Origin of the sequence: Mesorhizobium sp. B2-2-4 (assembly GCF_006442375.1) — a bacterium.
In the GTDB taxonomy this organism is placed as follows: Bacteria; Pseudomonadota; Alphaproteobacteria; order Rhizobiales; family Rhizobiaceae; genus Mesorhizobium.
In genome coordinates this window covers 43,811-59,947 of record NZ_VFWB01000003.1, presented here as the reverse complement: position 1 = coordinate 59,947, position 16,137 = coordinate 43,811, and the positions used below count along the sequence as shown (strand labels likewise).

13 protein-coding genes are annotated in these 16,137 nt (G+C 64.1%); 6 read left to right on the top strand and 7 right to left on the bottom strand.

Going from position 1 to position 16,137, the window contains the following annotated elements; translation table 11 throughout:
- Window positions 1-82: 82 nt before the first annotated feature.
- On the top strand, window positions 83-517 hold the full coding sequence (locus tag FJ959_RS08460) for a hypothetical protein (protein WP_140496589.1): 435 nt from the start codon (window positions 83-85) through the stop codon (window positions 515-517).
- 126 nt (window positions 518-643) lie between these two features.
- Entirely contained in the window at window positions 644-1,303 is a 660-nt protein-coding gene (locus FJ959_RS08455; RefSeq protein WP_140513279.1) for a response regulator transcription factor, read from the top strand.
- A gap of 169 nt (window positions 1,304-1,472) precedes the next feature.
- Here FJ959_RS08455 and FJ959_RS08450 read toward each other — a convergent pair whose 3' ends face one another.
- Complete coding sequence (locus FJ959_RS08450; protein ID WP_140624792.1) at window positions 1,473-4,979, bottom strand: PAS domain-containing hybrid sensor histidine kinase/response regulator; 3,507 nt, start codon at window positions 4,977-4,979, stop codon at window positions 1,473-1,475.
- 213 nt (window positions 4,980-5,192) lie between these two features.
- Here FJ959_RS08450 and mscL point away from each other — a divergent pair, with 213 nt between their 5' ends.
- Window positions 5,193-5,615: a large conductance mechanosensitive channel protein MscL gene (mscL, locus tag FJ959_RS08445; protein ID WP_140496583.1), complete on the top strand. Its 423-nt coding sequence runs from the start codon at window positions 5,193-5,195 to the stop codon at window positions 5,613-5,615.
- Between the two features lie 110 nt (window positions 5,616-5,725).
- Entirely contained in the window at window positions 5,726-6,892 is a 1,167-nt protein-coding gene (locus FJ959_RS08440; protein ID WP_140629517.1) for a pyridoxal phosphate-dependent aminotransferase, read from the top strand.
- A 74-nt stretch (window positions 6,893-6,966) separates the two neighbouring features.
- Here the strand turns inward: FJ959_RS08440 and hemA are convergent, their stop codons facing one another.
- Window positions 6,967-8,244 carry a 5-aminolevulinate synthase gene (hemA, locus tag FJ959_RS08435; protein WP_140523996.1) on the bottom strand — a complete coding sequence of 426 codons (1,278 nt, stop codon included), beginning with the start codon at window positions 8,242-8,244 and terminating at the stop codon, window positions 6,967-6,969.
- A 276-nt stretch (window positions 8,245-8,520) separates the two neighbouring features.
- On the opposite strand from hemA, the gene galE reads away from it, so the two are divergent.
- A complete protein-coding gene (gene galE, locus FJ959_RS08430) occupies window positions 8,521-9,516 on the top strand; it encodes a UDP-glucose 4-epimerase GalE (RefSeq protein WP_140629514.1) in 996 nt (331 codons plus the stop codon).
- 106 nt (window positions 9,517-9,622) lie between these two features.
- Entirely contained in the window at window positions 9,623-10,873 is a 1,251-nt protein-coding gene (locus FJ959_RS08425) for a D-amino acid dehydrogenase (RefSeq protein ID WP_140496573.1), read from the top strand.
- 16 nt (window positions 10,874-10,889) lie between these two features.
- On the opposite strand, the gene FJ959_RS08420 is transcribed toward FJ959_RS08425, so the two are convergent.
- The 5 genes from FJ959_RS08420 to FJ959_RS08400 are packed head-to-tail and all read right to left on the bottom strand — an operon-like array spanning window position 10,890 to window position 16,087.
- Window positions 10,890-12,266 carry an FGGY-family carbohydrate kinase gene (locus FJ959_RS08420; RefSeq protein WP_140513289.1) on the bottom strand — a complete coding sequence of 459 codons (1,377 nt, stop codon included), beginning with the start codon at window positions 12,264-12,266 and terminating at the stop codon, window positions 10,890-10,892.
- A complete protein-coding gene (rhaM, locus tag FJ959_RS08415) occupies window positions 12,263-12,580 on the bottom strand; it encodes an L-rhamnose mutarotase (protein ID WP_140496569.1) in 318 nt (105 codons plus the stop codon). The genes FJ959_RS08420 and rhaM overlap by 4 nt, the downstream gene beginning before the upstream one ends.
- On the bottom strand, window positions 12,580-13,575 hold the full coding sequence (locus FJ959_RS08410; RefSeq protein WP_140513291.1) for an ABC transporter permease: 996 nt from the start codon (window positions 13,573-13,575) through the stop codon (window positions 12,580-12,582). Before FJ959_RS08410 ends, rhaM begins: the two co-directional genes overlap by 1 nt.
- Window positions 13,572-14,549 carry an ABC transporter permease gene (locus FJ959_RS08405; RefSeq protein ID WP_140564780.1) on the bottom strand — a complete coding sequence of 326 codons (978 nt, stop codon included), beginning with the start codon at window positions 14,547-14,549 and terminating at the stop codon, window positions 13,572-13,574. The genes FJ959_RS08410 and FJ959_RS08405 overlap by 4 nt, the downstream gene beginning before the upstream one ends.
- Window positions 14,546-16,087: a sugar ABC transporter ATP-binding protein gene (locus FJ959_RS08400; protein WP_140629511.1), complete on the bottom strand. Its 1,542-nt coding sequence runs from the start codon at window positions 16,085-16,087 to the stop codon at window positions 14,546-14,548. Before FJ959_RS08400 ends, FJ959_RS08405 begins: the two co-directional genes overlap by 4 nt.
- Window positions 16,088-16,137: the final 50 nt, after the last annotated feature.

The window sequence follows — 16,137 nt, the reverse complement described above, 5'->3', positions numbered from 1 at the left end:
GTGCGGGGAAGGCCGTGCCAAGCGTCTTCCCCATTTCCGGCGCAAACATGCGATATCTCAGGCTTTGGCCATGGAGGACAACATGCGTCTGCAGCACATCTTGATCCCCGCCGCGCTCGTTTCGCTGGTCGCGGCGTCCGCCTTTTCCGAGGAGACCGACCGCTATCGTCTGGAGAAATCCGCCAACGGCTATGTCCGCATGGACACGCAGACAGGCGCGATGTCGATCTGCGAGGAGCGCTCCGGCCAACTCGTCTGCAAGATGGCGGCCGATGAACGCGCTGCCTTCCAGGACGAGGTCGATCGCCTGCAAACTTCGATGAAAGCCATGGACGAGCGCGTCACCAGGCTCGAGAATTCGCTCTCGGCCCGCCTCGAATCGACATTGCCGAGCGAGGAGGATTTCAACAAGACGATGAGCTACATGGAGCGTTTCCTGAAGGGCTTCATGGGCATCGTCAAGGATATGGACAAGGACAGCGGCGACGGCGCCAAGCCCAACTCGCAGAAGACCTGAAGACAGGCCGTCTGGGGAAATCCGGTGCGCCGGCTTTGCTGCTTGAAAACAGCGCGAAGCGCCTCATAATCGTTGCATCAGGTCCCGAGAAAACAGAAGACCATCAAGGGATCCGGGGAGGGATATTTGCCATCAGGCTATTCTTTCGTCATCGCCGACGATCACCCGCTGTTTCGCGGTGCGTTGCGCGAAGCGCTTGCCGGCATCGGCAATGTCACCGCTATTCACGAAGCCGGCGATTTCGAAAGCGCCAAGGCGCTGGTCGTGGCCAACGAGGAGGTCGATCTGGTGCTGCTCGACCTGTCGATGCCGGGCGCGAGCGGCCTTTCCGGCCTGATCTCGTTGCGCGGCATCCATCCGGCGGCGCCGCTGGTGGTGGTCTCCGCCCATGACGACCCGGCGACCATCCGGCGCGCGCTCGACCTCGGCGCGTCCGGTTTCATCTCCAAATCGGCCAGCATGGAGGAAATCCGCGACGCCGTGCGATCGGTCCTTGCGGGCGATATCGCGGCACCGGCCGGCATCGATCTCGGTGTCGAGCGCGACCCCGAAATATCGGACCTGATCAAGCGCCTGCAGGCGCTCACGCCGCAGCAAACCCGCGTGCTCGGCATGCTGGCGGAAGGCCTTCTCAACAAGCAGATCGCCTATGAGCTCGGCGTCTCCGAGGCGACGATCAAGGCGCATGTCTCGGCGATATTGCAGAAGCTCGGCGTCGACAGCCGCACCCAGGCGGTGATCCTGCTGTCCAAGATCGGCAGCGATCCGCTGCAGCCGGTGAGCTGAGCGCCCGAGCCTGCGGATGGTTATGTGGATATCGGATCGGCGAGCAGTTTCTCGGAAACGCCTCGCCCGTCGGCAGAGATAGAAGCCATGATGCGATGGCCGACATGTTTTGCGCCTATCTCGAAGCCTGGGCGCCGTCGGCGGGGCCGAAATGAAGCAAACCTGACAGTTACTCCGCCGCCGGCGCCAGCGGCCTGACCCTGGCCATCATCGAGCGCAGCACGGCCGGTTTGAGCGGCTTGTTGATCACCGGGACGTCGAGCCCGGCCGCTGCGGTGCGTACCTCGTTGGAACGGTCGGCGGTGACCAGCACGGCGGGCAGGTCGTCGCCGTGGATCGCTCGCAGCCCGACGATGGCGTCGAGGCCGGTTTCGCCATCGAGATGATAGTCGGCAAGGACAATGTCCGGGCGGCGGATCGCGATATCCAGGTTCGTTGTGCCGGACACGGTCTCGACGGCGCAGCCCCAGCCTTCGAGCAGCAGCCGCATGCCTTCGAGGATGCGGGCGTCGTTGTCGATACACAGCACGCTCAGTCCGGCCAGCGAAGCCGCCGCGCGGGCCGGCGCCCTGGTTTCGACCTCGCGTTTCGGTTCCTGCACGGCCGCCACCGGCAGGATGACGGAAAAGCGCGTGCCCTTGCCCGGATTGGAGAAAATACGGATCTCAAGCCTCAGCACCCGCGCGATGCGATCGACGATCGAAAGGCCGAGGCCGAGGCCTTCGGCCTCGCGCGCGCCTTCGTCCAGCCGGGTGAATTCGCGAAACACCGTGTTCAGCTTGTCGCCGGCAATGCCGATGCCAGTGTCGATCACCTGGATTTCCGCCAGTTCGCCGCGCCGCCGCACGCCAACCAGGATGCGGCCGTGACGTGTGTATTTGATGGCATTGGAAACGAGGTTCTGGATCAGGCGGCGCAACAGGTTGCGATCCGTCATCACTGTCAGCGACGAGGGCATGATCGTCAGCTTGAGTTGCTTTTCCGCGGCAAGCGGCCGGAAATCATTGCCGATCTGGCGCAGCAATGCGTCTAGGTTGAAGGCCGTGTCGTCCGGTTTCATGGCACCGGCATCGAGGCGGGAAATGTCGAGCACGGCGCCCAGAATGGTCTCGACCGATTCCAGCGAGGAGTCGATGTTGACCGCGGCCTTGCCGGCCGGGCCCTTGCCGGCCTTTTCGATCAGCGACGAGCAGTAGAGCCTGGCGGCGTTGAGCGGTTGAAGGATGTCGTGGCCGGCCGCGGCGAGGAAGCGCGTCTTGCCCAGATTGGCCTCCTCGGCAAGCATCTGCGCCTGCGCCAGTTCCTCGTTGACCCGGGTCAACTCCTCGTTGACCCTGGTCAGTTCGATGGTGCGGGTCTTCACCCGCTGTTCCAGCGACTCGTTCGCCCGCTTCAGCGCCAGGTCCTGCTCGACGCGGCCGGAAATGTCGGCATAGGTGGCGACGATGCCGCCGTCCGGCATCGGGTTGGAGCGCAGCTCCAGGATCCGGCCGCTGGTCTTCAGTTCCATCTGCCAGGGGCTGACGAAGCTGGTCAGCCGGTTGAGCATCGTCACCCGCTGGTCGGTCGGGATATCGCCGCGCTCCGCCAGATGGCGCAGGATCTGGTCGAGCGAGACGCCGACCTGGCCCATGTCGTCGGGCAGGTCGAACAGCTCCCGGTACTGGCGGTTCCAGCAGATCAGCCTGAAATCCCGGTCGAAGACGGTGATGCCCTGTTCCATCTGGTCGAGCGCGATCTGCAACAGGTCGCGATTGTGTTGCAATGCTTCCGTGGCGTCGTCGAGCAGCCGGAAGGCATCCCTGGATTCGCGGTCGTGGCGGCGAAACAGCAGCGACAGGATCAGCCGCGCCGACGAAGAGCCGACGGCGCTGGCCAAAAGCTGCTCGGAAAAGCGGATGACGTCCATGCTGGCCTGCTCATTGCCATGCAGGATGACGTTGGTGGTCTTTTCGAAGGACTGGAACGACCGCTCGGTGCGCTGGACGCCGAGATAGCGCGCGATGGTGTCCTTCAGGTCGTTGACGGTGACGGCGGTACGGAAACGGCGCAGGCTGGGCATCGGCCCGGCTTCGCGCGGCACGAAGATCGACGCCTGGATGCGCTCCAGCGGCACCGCGGCGCGTGACAGCGAGCCCAGTACGAAAAACAGTGCGTTGATCGACAGGCTCCACAGCACGCCGTGGTTCAACGGCTCCGCAACGGTGCCGAACAGCGCCTGCGGCCGCAGCGCTTCGAAGCCGAACAGGCCATGCACCAATATGCCGGTTTCGGGCGCGACGAGCGATGGCAACAGCAGCGTGTAGCCCCAGATCAGGATGCCGGCGACCATGCCGAGGGCCGCGCCCCTGCCATTGGCGCCGCGCCAGATCAGCCCGCCGATCAGCGCCGGCGCGAATTGCGCGATCGCCGCGAACGACATCAGGCCGATCGACGACAGCCGCGCGCTGTCGGTGCTCTCGCGATAGTAGAGGAAGGCGATGAAAAGCATGATGAAGATCGATGCCCGCCGCACGTTGAGGATGAGCGTAGACCAGTCCTCGTTTTCGGAAGACGTCGTCCTCAGCAGCCGCCGCACGAACAGCGGGATGATGAGGTCGTTGGAGATCATGATCGACAGCGCCACGCTCTCGACGATGACCATGGCGGTGGCCGCCGACAGGCCGCCGATGAAGGCAGCCATGGCCAGGAAATCGTGACCGCCGAACAAGGGCAGCGACAGCACATATAGGTCGCTGCTCGTCTTCGTGCCGACCAGCGACAGTCCGGCGAAGGCGATCGGCAGCACGAACAGGTTGATCGCCACCAGATAGAGCGGAAACACCCATGTCGCGGTGCGCAGTTCCGCCTCGCTGCGGTTCTCGACGATGGTGACGTAGAACTGCCGGGGCAGAAGGATGATAGCGAAGCCACTCAGGCAGGTCAGCACCAGCCAGGTGGCGAGTGACGTCGAATAGCCCATCGCCTGCCGCACCTGGCCGTTTTCGGCCAGCTTGCCGAACATGTCGCCGGGCCCGCCGAAGATCAGGAAAGTGACCATCAGGCCGATCGCCAGGAAGGCGGCAAGCTTGACCACGGTTTCGACCGCCACCGCCAGCACCAGCCCGTCCTGGTGCTCGGTGGCGTCGGCGTGGCGCGTGCCGAACAGCACCGCGAACAGCGCCAGCAGCATGGCGACCACCAGCGAGATGTCGCTGACGAAAGGATCGAACGAGGGCGGCGAGCCGGTGTAATGCTCGACCATCAGGCTGACGGAACCGGAGATCGCCTTCAGCTGCAGCGCGATGTAGGGCACCGCGCCGATGGTCGCGATCAGCGTGGCGATGGCGGCCACGGTGAAGCTCTTGCCATAGCGCGCGCCGAGGAAGTCGGCGATCGAGGTGATCTTCTCGGTCTTGGCCAGCCGCACGAGACGGTTGAGCAAGGGAAAACCGAACACGAACACCAGCACCGGGCCGGTGTAGATGCCGAGGAACTCCAGGCCGCGCTCGGAAGACAGGCCGACAGAACCGAAAAACGTCCAGGAGGTGCAATAGATGGCCAGGCTGAGCGCGTAGATGAACGGACGTGCGCGACCGGGCCCGGAGCTGGCCGAGCGGCGGTCGCCAAGGCTGGCGATGGCGAATAGAAGCGTCACATAAGCGATCGCGATGACAACGATGAACAAGCCCTGCACGGCTCGCGCTTCCTCCCTGGCCGGCTCGACGCCCGCTCACCGCACGCAACCACAGCTTGGAAGCTGAGTCCATCGGCGCATGGACGTCTGATGATGCGGGTAAAAACAAACCGGTGCCTTGGCCCTTTTTCCGGTTTTGCAACCGGAGGTTTTTGCTATTGTGGGCTTGGCCGGCGCTGGAGAATGCGGCCGATCATGGCAAGGAGGGTCGAAATGCTGAAAGAATTCCAGGAATTCATTTCCAAGGGCAATGTGATGGACCTGGCCGTCGGCGTCATCATCGGCGCTGCTTTCGGCAGGATCGTCGATTCCCTTGTCAACGACATCATCATGCCGATCGTGGGCGCGATTTTCGGTGGGTTGGACTTCAACAACTACTTCTTCGGACTGTCCTCGAACGTCCACTCGGGCACGCTGGCGGAGGCAAAGAAAGAGGGCGCCGTCTTCGCCTATGGCAGCTTCATCACCGTCGTGCTGAACTTTCTCATCCTCGCATTCATCATCTTCTTGATGGTCAAGGCGGTGAACAACCTGCGCAGGCGCCTGGAGGCCGAAAAGCCCGCGCCTGCCGCCGCGCCGCCGCCTGCCGATGTGCAGCTTCTGACCGAAATCCGCGATCTGCTCGCCAGGAGATAAAGACATCAGGTTCTTCTGGACCAAAACCCCGGTCGTTCACGGCCGGGGTTTTTTGCTTTCGCCCGTAGTAGAACAGCCGGCATGCTATCCCTGTTCGAACGGACCTGCCCATGACCCTGATCCAGAACCTGCGCCCCGAGGCCCTGGCTGCGCCTGAAAGCGGTATCGTCGCCGTCGTCAACTATGGCAGGCTGCGCGACGGCTTGATCCCGCTCTGGGCCGGCGAGGGCGATCTGCCGACGCCGTCCTTCATCACCGATGCCGCGTCGAAGGCGCTGGCCGGTGGCGAGACGTTCTACACCTGGCAGAGGGGCATCCCCGATCTCAGGCAGGCGCTTGCCCGCTATTACCAGAGGCATTTCGGCAAACACTTCGCCGAGGACGAATTCATCGTCACCGGCTCGGGCATGCATGCGATCCAGCTTGCGCTCGACGCGCTCGCCGGTGCCGGCGACGAGGTGATCTATCTGTCGCCCGCCTGGCCGAATTTCGACGCCGCCGCCGCCATCGCCGGTGCAGTGCCGGTGCCGGTCACGCTCGATCAATCCGGCAATGGCTGGTCGTGCGACGTCGAGAAGATCGCGGCCGCCATCACGCCCAGGACCAAGGCGCTGTTCATCAACACGCCGTCCAATCCGACCGGCTGGACCGCCGACCACGAGACTTTGCGCGCCATTCTCGATCTCGCCCGGGCAAATGGCCTTTGGATCATCGCGGACGAGATCTATTCGCTGTTCCACTATGGCCAAGGCCGCGCGCCGTCCTTCCTCGACATCGCGACCGCAGAGGACCGCATCCTGTTCGTGAACAGCTTCTCCAAGAACTGGGCGATGACCGGCTGGCGCGTCGGATGGATCAAGACCCATCCGAGTTTGCAGCAGGTGTTCGAGAACCTGATCCAGTATTCGAATTCAGGTGTCGCCCAGTTCATGCAGCGCGGCGCGGTCGCGGCGCTCGATGAAGGCGATGTCTTCGTCGCCGAACAGGTGGAGAGGGGTAGGAAGGCGCGCGATCTGGTCTGCGGCATTCTCGGCGCCACCGACCGCGCCCGGTTCACCGTGCCGCAAGGTGCTTTCTACCTGTTCTTCAGGGTGGACGGCATCACCGATTCGCGCAGCGCCGCCTTCGAGATCGTCGACAAGGCCAATGTCGGCCTGGCGCCGGGCACGGCCTTTGGCCCAGGCGGCGAAGCCTTCCTCAGGCTGTGCTTCCACCGCCGCCTCGACCAGCTCGAGGAGGCGGCGCACAGGCTGGCGAAGTGGATGACGACTGTTTGAGAGGTTGATGACGCCCGAATTGAAAGTCGCTCCGGCGCCCCAGACGGCCGCCGGAGTGGAGTTTCAAACGGGTTTCAGCCGCCTGACTTGGGCACCAGCAGGGGAATGATCCGGTCGGTCTTGGCCACGGAAGGTCGTCCTGCTGAACCATAGGAAATGCCGAGCGCGTCCCAGGTCTCGACCAGGGCGTCCTGCAGCTCGGCGATCAGCGCATCCGAATGGAACGGCGTCGGCGTGATGCGCAGCCGCTCCGTGCCGCGCGGCACGGTCGGATAGTTGATCGGCTGGATGTAGATGCCGTGCACGCCGAGCAGCCGGTCGCTTGCCATCTTGCAAAGCTCGGGGTCGCCAACCAGCACTGGCACGATGTGGGTCGCCGAGTCCATCACCGGGAGGCCGGCGGCGGAGAGGATCTGCTTGGTCCGCGTCGCCTGCTGCTGCTGGGCGTCACGCTCGGCCTGCGAGCGCTTGAGATGACGGATCGAGGTAGTGGCAGCGGCGGCGATGGCCGGCGGCAGCGCGGTGGTGAAGATGAAGCCCGGCGCATAGGAGCGCACGGCGTCGATGACAGCGCTCGTGCCGGTGATGTAGCCGCCCAGCGTGCCGAAAGCCTTGGCGAGCGTGCCCTCGATGATGTCGATGCGGTCGGCGAGGCCTTCCCGCTCGGTGATGCCGCCGCCGCGCGGACCATACATGCCCACGGCGTGGACCTCGTCGATATAGGTCATGGCGTTATAGCGCTCGGCGAGGTCGACGATCTCTCTGATCGGCGCGATATCGCCATCCATCGAATAGACGCTCTCGAACACGATCAGCTTGGCGCGTTCGCGGCCCGCCGCCTGCAGCAGGCTTTCCAGGTGCGCGACATCGTTGTGGCGAAAAATCTTCTTTTCCGCGCCCGAGCGCCGCACGCCTTCGATCATCGAGGCATGGTTGAGCTCGTCCGAAATGATCAGGCAGTTGGGCAAAAGCCGCGCGATGGTCGAGATCGAGGCTTCGTTGGAGACAAAACCGGAGGTGAAGACGAGCGCGGCTTCCTTGTCGTGCAGGTCGGCGAGCTCATGCTCGAGTTCGACCAGCGGATTGCTGGTGCCGGAGATGTTGCGGGTGCCGCCGGCGCCCGAACCCATCCGGCCCGCCGCGTTCTGGAACGCTGCGATGACATCCGGGTGCTGGCCCATGCCGAGATAGTCGTTGGAGCACCAGACGGTGATTTCCTCTGCGCGGCCGTTGGCGCGCCAGATGGCACGCGGAAATTTGCCCGCTATGCGCTCGAGGTCGGCAAAGACGCGGTAGCGTCGTTCCGCATGGAGCTGGTCGATCGCGTCCTCGAAGAACCGCTGATAATTCATGTCGGCTTCCCAGTTTTGCGCTGGATCATAATCATTGCCCGATTGGCCGTCCACCGGCCCGTTTTGGTCAAAATGCCACGCCCCGCACCTGTTCCTAACGAGGGCGGATCATGGCCTATTTCCTGGCAACACCGGCCTGTAGGGCGCTTTTGTTTCGACATGATGCCATATGCCAGCCAAGTCGGTTACGCAGGGTTTTATTGGTCATAGGGCGGGCTTTCCAGTAGAGCGGGTGTTGAGACAGTTTCCGATAGATCTTGAATGCGAGGACGCGGAATGACGGTTTTGGTGACAGGCGGCGCCGGCTATATCGGCAGCCATATGGTCTGGGAATTGCTGGATGCGGGCGAAAGCGTGGTCGTTCTCGACCGGCTTTCGACCGGTTTCGAATGGGCGGTGGCACCGGAGGCAAAGCTGGTCGTCGGCGACATCGCCGACAAGGAATTGGTCGGCTCCATCATCCGCGACAACAATGTCGACGCGATCATCCATTTCGCCGGCTCGATCGTCGTTCCCGAATCCGTCGCCGATCCGCTCGGCTACTACGAGAACAACACCTGCAAGACGCGCACGCTGATCGAAACGGCGGTGCGCGAGGGCGTGCCGAACTTCATCTTCTCCTCGACCGCCGCCGTCTATGGCGGCGCCGGGCTGGAACCGGTGCGCGAGGATGCCCACCTGGCGCCGGAATCGCCCTACGGCCTCTCCAAGCTGATGAGCGAATGGATGCTGCGCGATGCGGCGATCGCGCATGGCCTGCGCTATACGGCGCTGCGCTATTTCAACGTCGCGGGCGCCGATCCCAGGGGGCGCACCGGCCAGTCGACGCCGGGCGCCACGCATCTGATCAAGGTCGCTTGCGAGACGGCGCTCGGCAAGCGGCCGTTCATGCAGGTGTACGGCACCGATTATCCGACGCCCGACGGCACCTGCATGCGCGATTATATCCATGTCAGCGACCTGGCCGCGGCGCATCGCCTGGCCCTTGAGCGGCTGCGCGCCGGGGGCGCGAGCCTCGTCGCCAATTGCGGCTACAGCCACGGCTACTCGGTGCTGGAGGTGATCGAGAGCGTGCGCCGCGCCTTCGGCCATGATTTCGAGGTCAGGACGGGCGAGCGCCGCCCCGGTGACGCCGCCGCGGTGGTTGCCAATTCCGATCTCGCCCGGACGGAACTCGGCTGGACGCCGCAACGCGACGATCTCGACCAGATCGTCGCCGACGCGCTCGCCTGGGAGCGTATCCTGACGGGGAAGAATTCCGCACGCGGTTGAGCGGGTTTTCCCAAGGGCTCGCAAGCCGCTCCGCGAAGCGCTATGGAAGCGTTCGCGGAGGGTGCGGAAGCGCGCTGCCCGGTTCGACCTTTTTTGGGGGGACGACATGAAGATAACGGTGCTCGGGGCCGGCGTCGTCGGCACGGCGGCCGCCTACTATCTGGCGAGCGACGGCCATGAGGTCACCGTCATCGAGCGTCATCCGGCGCCGGCGCGGGGCACCAGCCAGTCGAATGCCGGGCTGGTGTCGCCGGGCGATGCCACCGCCTGGGCTTCCCCGGCGGCGCTGAAGACCTTCCTGCGCGGGCTCTACAACCACGATCTCGGCATCAAGGTGCGACTGCGCTTCGATCCCTATTTTCTCGCCTGGAGCCTGCGCTTCCTGCGCCAGTGCACGGTGGCGCGCCTGCGCGCCAACACCGACATCAAGCTGCGGCTCGCGCTCTATTCGCGCGACTGCATCAATGCGCTGTCGGAGGCGACCGGCATCCACTATGACGAGCGCAAGAAGGGCATCCTCTACTTCTTCCGCTCGCAGAAGAGTCTCGACACCGGGACCGACAATTATCGCTATCTTGCCGAGCATGGCTTGCCGATCGAGATCGTCGGGCGCGACCGGCTGGTCGAACTGGAGCCGGGGCTTGCCGGGGTGAAGGACAAGATAGCCGGCGGGGTTTATTCGCCCACTGACCAGACTGGCGATTCCAAACTGTTTGTCGACAGGCTCGCCGCCTATGCGACCGAGAGGCTTGGCGCCGAGTTCCGGTTCGGCACCACGGTCGAAGGTTTCGATATCGAAGGCGACAGGGTGCGGGCCGTCATCACCTCGTCAGGCCCGGTGGCCGGCGATGCGGTTGTCATCGCAATGGGCCCGGAAAGCGGCCTACTCGGCCGCCGCTACGGCATCGACCTGCCGGTTTATCCGGTGAAAGGCTATACCGCGACGATCCCCCTGGAGGACGAAAGCAAGGGGCCGACTATGGGTGGCGCCGACGAGGACCGGCTGATCGGCTATTCCAGGCTGGGCAACCGCTTGCGGATGTCCTCGACGGCCGAGTTCACCGGCTTTGACCGAAGCTTCAAGCCCGCTGACTTCAACACCATCATCAGCACCGGCAAGGATCTTTTCCCTGGCGCCTTCGACGAGAAGAAGGCCATGTTCTGGGCGGGCCTGCGGCCGATGATGCCCAATTCCGTGCCGGTCATCGGCCGGGCCCGCTACAAAAATCTCTATCTCGACACCGGCCACGGCCATGTCGGATGGACCATGGCCTGCGGCTCGGGCAAATTCCTCGCCGATCTCGTCGCCGGCCGAAAGCCCGAAATCGATCCACAGGGGCTGGTCTATGAAGATTAGGCAAGCGGATCCGTAGTTAGCCCCGCCCTTCGACCGCCGCACGCCAGGTGCTTGCATAATCCGTCAAGGCGGGGTCGACCGGCGGTTCTTGTCTCAAGCCCTTGCCATGCGCCTCAGCCTTGTCCGATGCCAGCAACGCGGCACCGATGCTGGTGCCGGTCGCGGCTTCGGAGGCGACGACGCTTCTGGCGGTCGCCGCCGCCAGCATGCCGACAAAGAGCCGGTTGCGGGCGAAAGGGCCTTCGACAATGGTCGGGCCGTCGGCGCCGATCAGATCGAGGCAGGTCGCCGTCATCAGCGCCAGATAGAAAGAGATGGCGGCAAAGCGCTGGCCGCTGTTCATGCCGTCAGCGTTGAGCCACGCCGCCGCATGATGCGGGAACGGTCCCGACCCCTGTTGTGTCGATGGCAGCAGCAGCGTCCTTTTTGCCAGCACGGCCCCGACATCGTCTTCGGTCCAGTTCTCCGGCTGATCATCCGTCAGCACGGAAAATTCGCGGCCGCCCATGAAGCGCGCCGATGGCACGGGATCGCCCAGCGCGTTGACGTTGACCAGCGTATCACGCGCCGGGTCGAGCGCCACCGATCTGCCGCTGACCGACATCGACACCACCCAGGTGCCGGTCGAGACGACGCTGAAAGGCGGCGCGTCGGCGAGAAGATGCGGCAACAGCGAGGCGTTGGAATCGTGCAGGCCGCAGAACACAGGCGTCCGCGGATCGAGCCCCGTTCGCTCGGCAAGCGCCGGCAGGAGCGGGCCGAGCCGGTCCCTTGCGGGCCGCACCGGCGCCATCAACGCGCGCCAACCGAGGCGGTCGATCATTGCCGAAAAATCCGCTTTCCACGGGTTCCACAGATCGGTGTGGCAGCCGAGCGAGGTCACCTCGTTGGCGGCGATGCCGGTCAGCCGCAGCGCCCAATATTGGGGATACATCAACATCGCCGTTGCCCTGGCGAATTCCGTCGGAAAGCGCTTCTGCTGCCAGAAGAATTGCGCGCCGAGATTGAGGCCGAGCGGCAGCCGCGGCGTGCCGGTTTCAGCGAAGGGCGGACGGATCGCGTCATACTCGGCCGCGAGTTCCTCGGGGCCGTCGAATTCGTAGTCGAGCACGGGCAACACCAGTTCGCCGGAGGCCTCAACCAGAGCGCCCGTCGCGCCATGGGTAGTGATCGAAACGGCGTCGATGGTCTGTTCGCGGTTGAGATCGGCAAGACTGTCGAGGATGAAGGCCCACAGCGCCTCGACGTCGTGATGCGGGTAGCGGGCTTGCCGCACCGGCGCGTTCGCCACTCGGCGCAGCGAGACCTCGCGCAGCGTGGCGAGGTCGACCAGCGCCACCTTGGCGTTGGTCTTGCCGATGTCGATGACGGCGATGTGGCGCGGGGCACTCATGCCATGTGGAACATGGTTTCCAGGGGCACGGCCACCGGCTCATTGTCAGGCCTGGTCTCCATGAGGTCGGCCATGTCTGCCCACCAGCGCTGCATCACCGGATGCTTCGGCAGGTCGGCCATGCCATGGTCGTCCCGCCGCCACAGCACGCCGAACAGGATGTTGGTCTCCTCGTCGAGATGGATGGAATAGTCGGAAACCCCGGCCTGCTTCAACAGCGCGACCAGCGATGGCCATATCTCGTCGTGACGCTTCTTGTATTCCGCCTTCATGCCGGGCTTGAGCATCATCTTGAACGCGTATTTTTCGGCCATCAGCGTCCCCCGCGCAGCCGCCGCCAGACGATCGGCAGCGCGATGACGATGATCAGGAGCAGGCCGATGAAGATCGACATGACGATGCCGGGCACGTTGAGCAGGCCGAGCCCGAAGGTCACCAGCCCCATGATGAAGGCGGCGAGCACGACGCCGACAATGCTGCCTGCGCCGCCAAGGATGCTGACGCCGCCAAGCACCACCATGGTGATGACTTCCAGCTCATAGCCCTGCGCGATCGAGGGACGGGTCGAACCGAGCCGGGAGGTGATCAGCACAGAGGCGATGCCGGACATCAGCCCGGTCAGGCAGAACAGGATGAACTTGATGCGGCCGACACGCACGCCGGAAAACTGTGCCGCGACCGGATTGTTGCCGATGGCGAAGACGCGGCGGCCGAAACTCGTGCGGTGCAGCACGAACCAGTAGACGACGGCGGCGATGAGAAAGAGCACCAATTCGAACGACACCACCCACCGGACGTAACCCTGGCCGAAGAAGGCGAAGCTCTCGGGATAACCCTTGTAGGCCTGGTCGCCGAGGATGATGAAGGCGATGCCTCGAAACAGGCTCATCGTGCCGATGGTGACGACGATCGAGGGCAGGCCAAGCCTCGTGACCAGCAGGCCGTTGAAGGCGCCGCAGCCGAGCCCGACGACGATGCCGATTGCCACCAGCACCGGCGTTCCGGCGCCGGCCTGCACCGCCATGCCCATCATGGTCGAGGCCAGCGCGATGATGGCGGCGACCGACAGGTCGATCTCGCCCGAAATGATCAGCAGCGCCATGGCGAAGGCGATCAGGCCCTTCTCGGTGAAGTTGAAGGTCAGGTCCGACAGCGAATAGGGGTCGAGGAAATAGGGCGAGGCGAAGCTGTTGATGGCGAAGATGGCGAGGGCCACCACGACCAGCAGCGCTTCCCAGGAAAAGATCGCCGAACGAAACGGCTTGTCGAGCCGGTCCGGAATGTGGCGCGGGGCAGGGACGTCGCTCATGCCGCCTCCATTTTTCTCAGGATGATGCGGCCCTGCTGGCGTTCGCCGCGCGCGTTGAGCACGACGGCGAGGATGATGGCGCTGCCCGAAATCGCCATCTGCCAGAAGGGCGAGATGTTGATGACCGGCAGCGCGTTGGAGATGATGCCCAGGAACAGCGCCCCCAACACCGCGCCCCCGACCGAACCGATGCCGCCGGCAATCGAGATGCCGCCGATGACGCAAGCGGCGATGATGTTGAGCTCGTAGCCATTGGCGACCTCGACCGAGGCGATCACGTAGCGTGAGATCCAGAGATAGCCGGCGAGCCCGCCGATCATGCCGGAGATGCAGAAGACGATGAATTTCGTCCGCCCGACATCGATGCCGGCATAGACCGACGCCGTCGGATTGACGCCGATGGCATAGATCGAGCGGCCGAGCGCGGTGCGCGTCATCAGGATGAAGAACAGCGCGATGACCAGAATGGCGATCCAGGACAGCACCGGAATGCCGAGTAAGGCCGCGCGTTGGAAGCCGATGAACTCGGGGCTCATCTTGTCGGCATTGACCCAGGCGCCGCCGGAGATGACGAAGGTGGCGCCGCGATAGATGGTCAGCGTGCCCAATGTCACCACGATCGAGGGGATGTTCAGCCGCCACACCAGAAGGCCGTTGATGGCGCCGAGCACCAGGCCGACGACCAGGGCAATGACGATCAGCAGCGGGATCGGGATCGCCGGGTGAGCGGCGTTCAGCATCGCCACCACCATGCCGGTGAAGCAGAGGTTCGATGCCATCGACAGGTCGATCGAACGGGTCAGGATGACCACCATCTGCCCGAGCGCCAGGATCATCAGGATCGAGGTGTCGTTGAACACCTGGCGCAAATTGCCGGGGTCGGCGAAGGCGGGAAAACGCGTCGAGATCAGCCCGATCAGCACGACGATGGCCGCCAGCAACCAGATTTCGCGATATTTCAGCAAAGTTTTCATGCCGCGATCCCCGCCGCCGTCCGGACCAGCGTCTCGGCGTCCAGTCCGTTGTTGTCGTAGACGGCCGCGACAAGGCCCTCGCGCATGACGACGACGCGGTCGGACATGCCGAGGATTTCGGGCAGCTCCGACGACACCATGATAACCGACAGGCCTTGCGCCACCAGCTCGGCCATGAAGCCGTGCACGGCGGCCTTGGAGCCGATGTCGATGCCCTTGGTCGGCTCGTCCAGGATGATGACCTTGGGCGTGGTCGCCAGCCATTTGGCAATGACGATCTTCTGCTGGTTGCCGCCCGACAGCGTGCCGACATCCTGGCTGAGCGAGGAGGCCCTGAGGTCGAGCCGCTCGGTGTAGGAGCGGGCGAGCGAAAACTCCTCCGCCAGCCGCAGCACGCCGGATTTGGAGGTGCGTGCCAGTGACGGGAGAGAAACATTCTGGAAGGTGGGCAGGCCGATCACCACGCCTTGCTTGCCGCGCTCCTCCGGCACGTAGACGATGCCGGCCTCGATCGAATCCGCCGCCGATTTCGGCGCGATCGTCTTGCCGTCCAGCGTGATCGTGCCGCCGGAGGTGCGGGTGATCCCTGAAATCGCCTGCATCACCTCGCTGCGGCCGGCGCCGACAAGGCCGTAGAAGCCGAGAATCTCGCCCTTGTGCAGCTCGAAACCGATGTCGTTGAATTCGGTGGGGTGCGACAGGCCGGAGACCGACAGCACCGGCGCGCCGATCTCGGCCTTGCGCTGTGGAAAGATGTGATCGACCGCACGCCCCACCATCATGCGCACGATCTGGCTCTGGGCGGCATCCTTGATCAGCCCTTCGCCGACCATCTCGCCGTCGCGGAACACGGTGTAGCGGTCGGCGATGCGGTAGATCTCGTCGAACTTGTGGCTGATGAACAGGATCGCCTTGCCTTCGCTCTTGAGGAACTCGATCAGCAAAAAGAGCTCTTCGATCTCCTTCATCGAAAGGGCGGCCGTCGGTTCGTCCATGATGACGATCCGCGCGTCGATCGACATGGCCCGCGCCACGGCAACGAGATGCTTGTTGGCAATGCCGAGGTCCTTTAGCCTTGCATCGGCGTCGATATGGCGGGCATGCATGGTGTCGAGCACTTCGCGCGCATTTCTGCGCATGGTGCGCCAGTCGATGGTGCCAAAGCGGGTGCGCGGCGCATGGCCGAGAAAGATGTTTTCGGCGACAGTCAGATCGTCGAACAGCACGGTTTCCTGATGGATGGCGGTAACGCCGTGGCCGAAGGCGGCGTGCGCGCTGGGCAGGGTGACGTCCTGCCCGTCTATGCTGATCGTGCCCGCATCGGGCTGGTAGATGCCGGTCATGATCTTGACCAGCGTCGACTTGCCGGCGCCGTTCTCGCCGATCAGCGCCGTCACCTGGCCCGGATAGAGCGAGAGGCTGACATTGTGCAGCGCGCGCACGCCGGGAAAGCTCTTCGAGATGCCGGACAGCGTCAGGCGCGGCGTGGAGGCCAGGGGCCCGTCCTTCACCGTGCCGTGTTGGGCTGTCGTGTCCATGGTCGTATCAAGCCCTGAAACAAGGTGCGTTTGAAGTTGCGGCGGGGCGT

Bases quoted from the DNA above. Each gene is read 5' to 3' on its own strand.
- FJ959_RS08425 (WP_140496573.1), top strand. From the start codon at position 9,623: ATGAAGATAACGGTGCTCGGGGCCGGCGTCGTCGGCACGGCGGCCGCC.
- mscL (WP_140496583.1), top strand. From the start codon at position 5,193: ATGCTGAAAGAATTCCAGGAATTCATTTCCAAGGGCAATGTGATGGAC.
- FJ959_RS08460 (WP_140496589.1), top strand. From the start codon at position 83: ATGCGTCTGCAGCACATCTTGATCCCCGCCGCGCTCGTTTCGCTGGTC.
- FJ959_RS08420 (WP_140513289.1), bottom strand. From the start codon at position 12,266: ATGAGTGCCCCGCGCCACATCGCCGTCATCGACATCGGCAAGACCAAC.
- FJ959_RS08405 (WP_140564780.1), bottom strand. From the start codon at position 14,549: ATGAAAACTTTGCTGAAATATCGCGAAATCTGGTTGCTGGCGGCCATC.
- FJ959_RS08440 (WP_140629517.1), top strand. From the start codon at position 5,726: ATGACCCTGATCCAGAACCTGCGCCCCGAGGCCCTGGCTGCGCCTGAA.
- hemA (WP_140523996.1), bottom strand. From the start codon at position 8,244: ATGAATTATCAGCGGTTCTTCGAGGACGCGATCGACCAGCTCCATGCG.
- galE (WP_140629514.1), top strand. From the start codon at position 8,521: ATGACGGTTTTGGTGACAGGCGGCGCCGGCTATATCGGCAGCCATATG.
- FJ959_RS08410 (WP_140513291.1), bottom strand. From the start codon at position 13,575: ATGAGCGACGTCCCTGCCCCGCGCCACATTCCGGACCGGCTCGACAAG.
- rhaM (WP_140496569.1), bottom strand. From the start codon at position 12,580: ATGGCCGAAAAATACGCGTTCAAGATGATGCTCAAGCCCGGCATGAAG.
- FJ959_RS08400 (WP_140629511.1), bottom strand. From the start codon at position 16,087: ATGGACACGACAGCCCAACACGGCACGGTGAAGGACGGGCCCCTGGCC.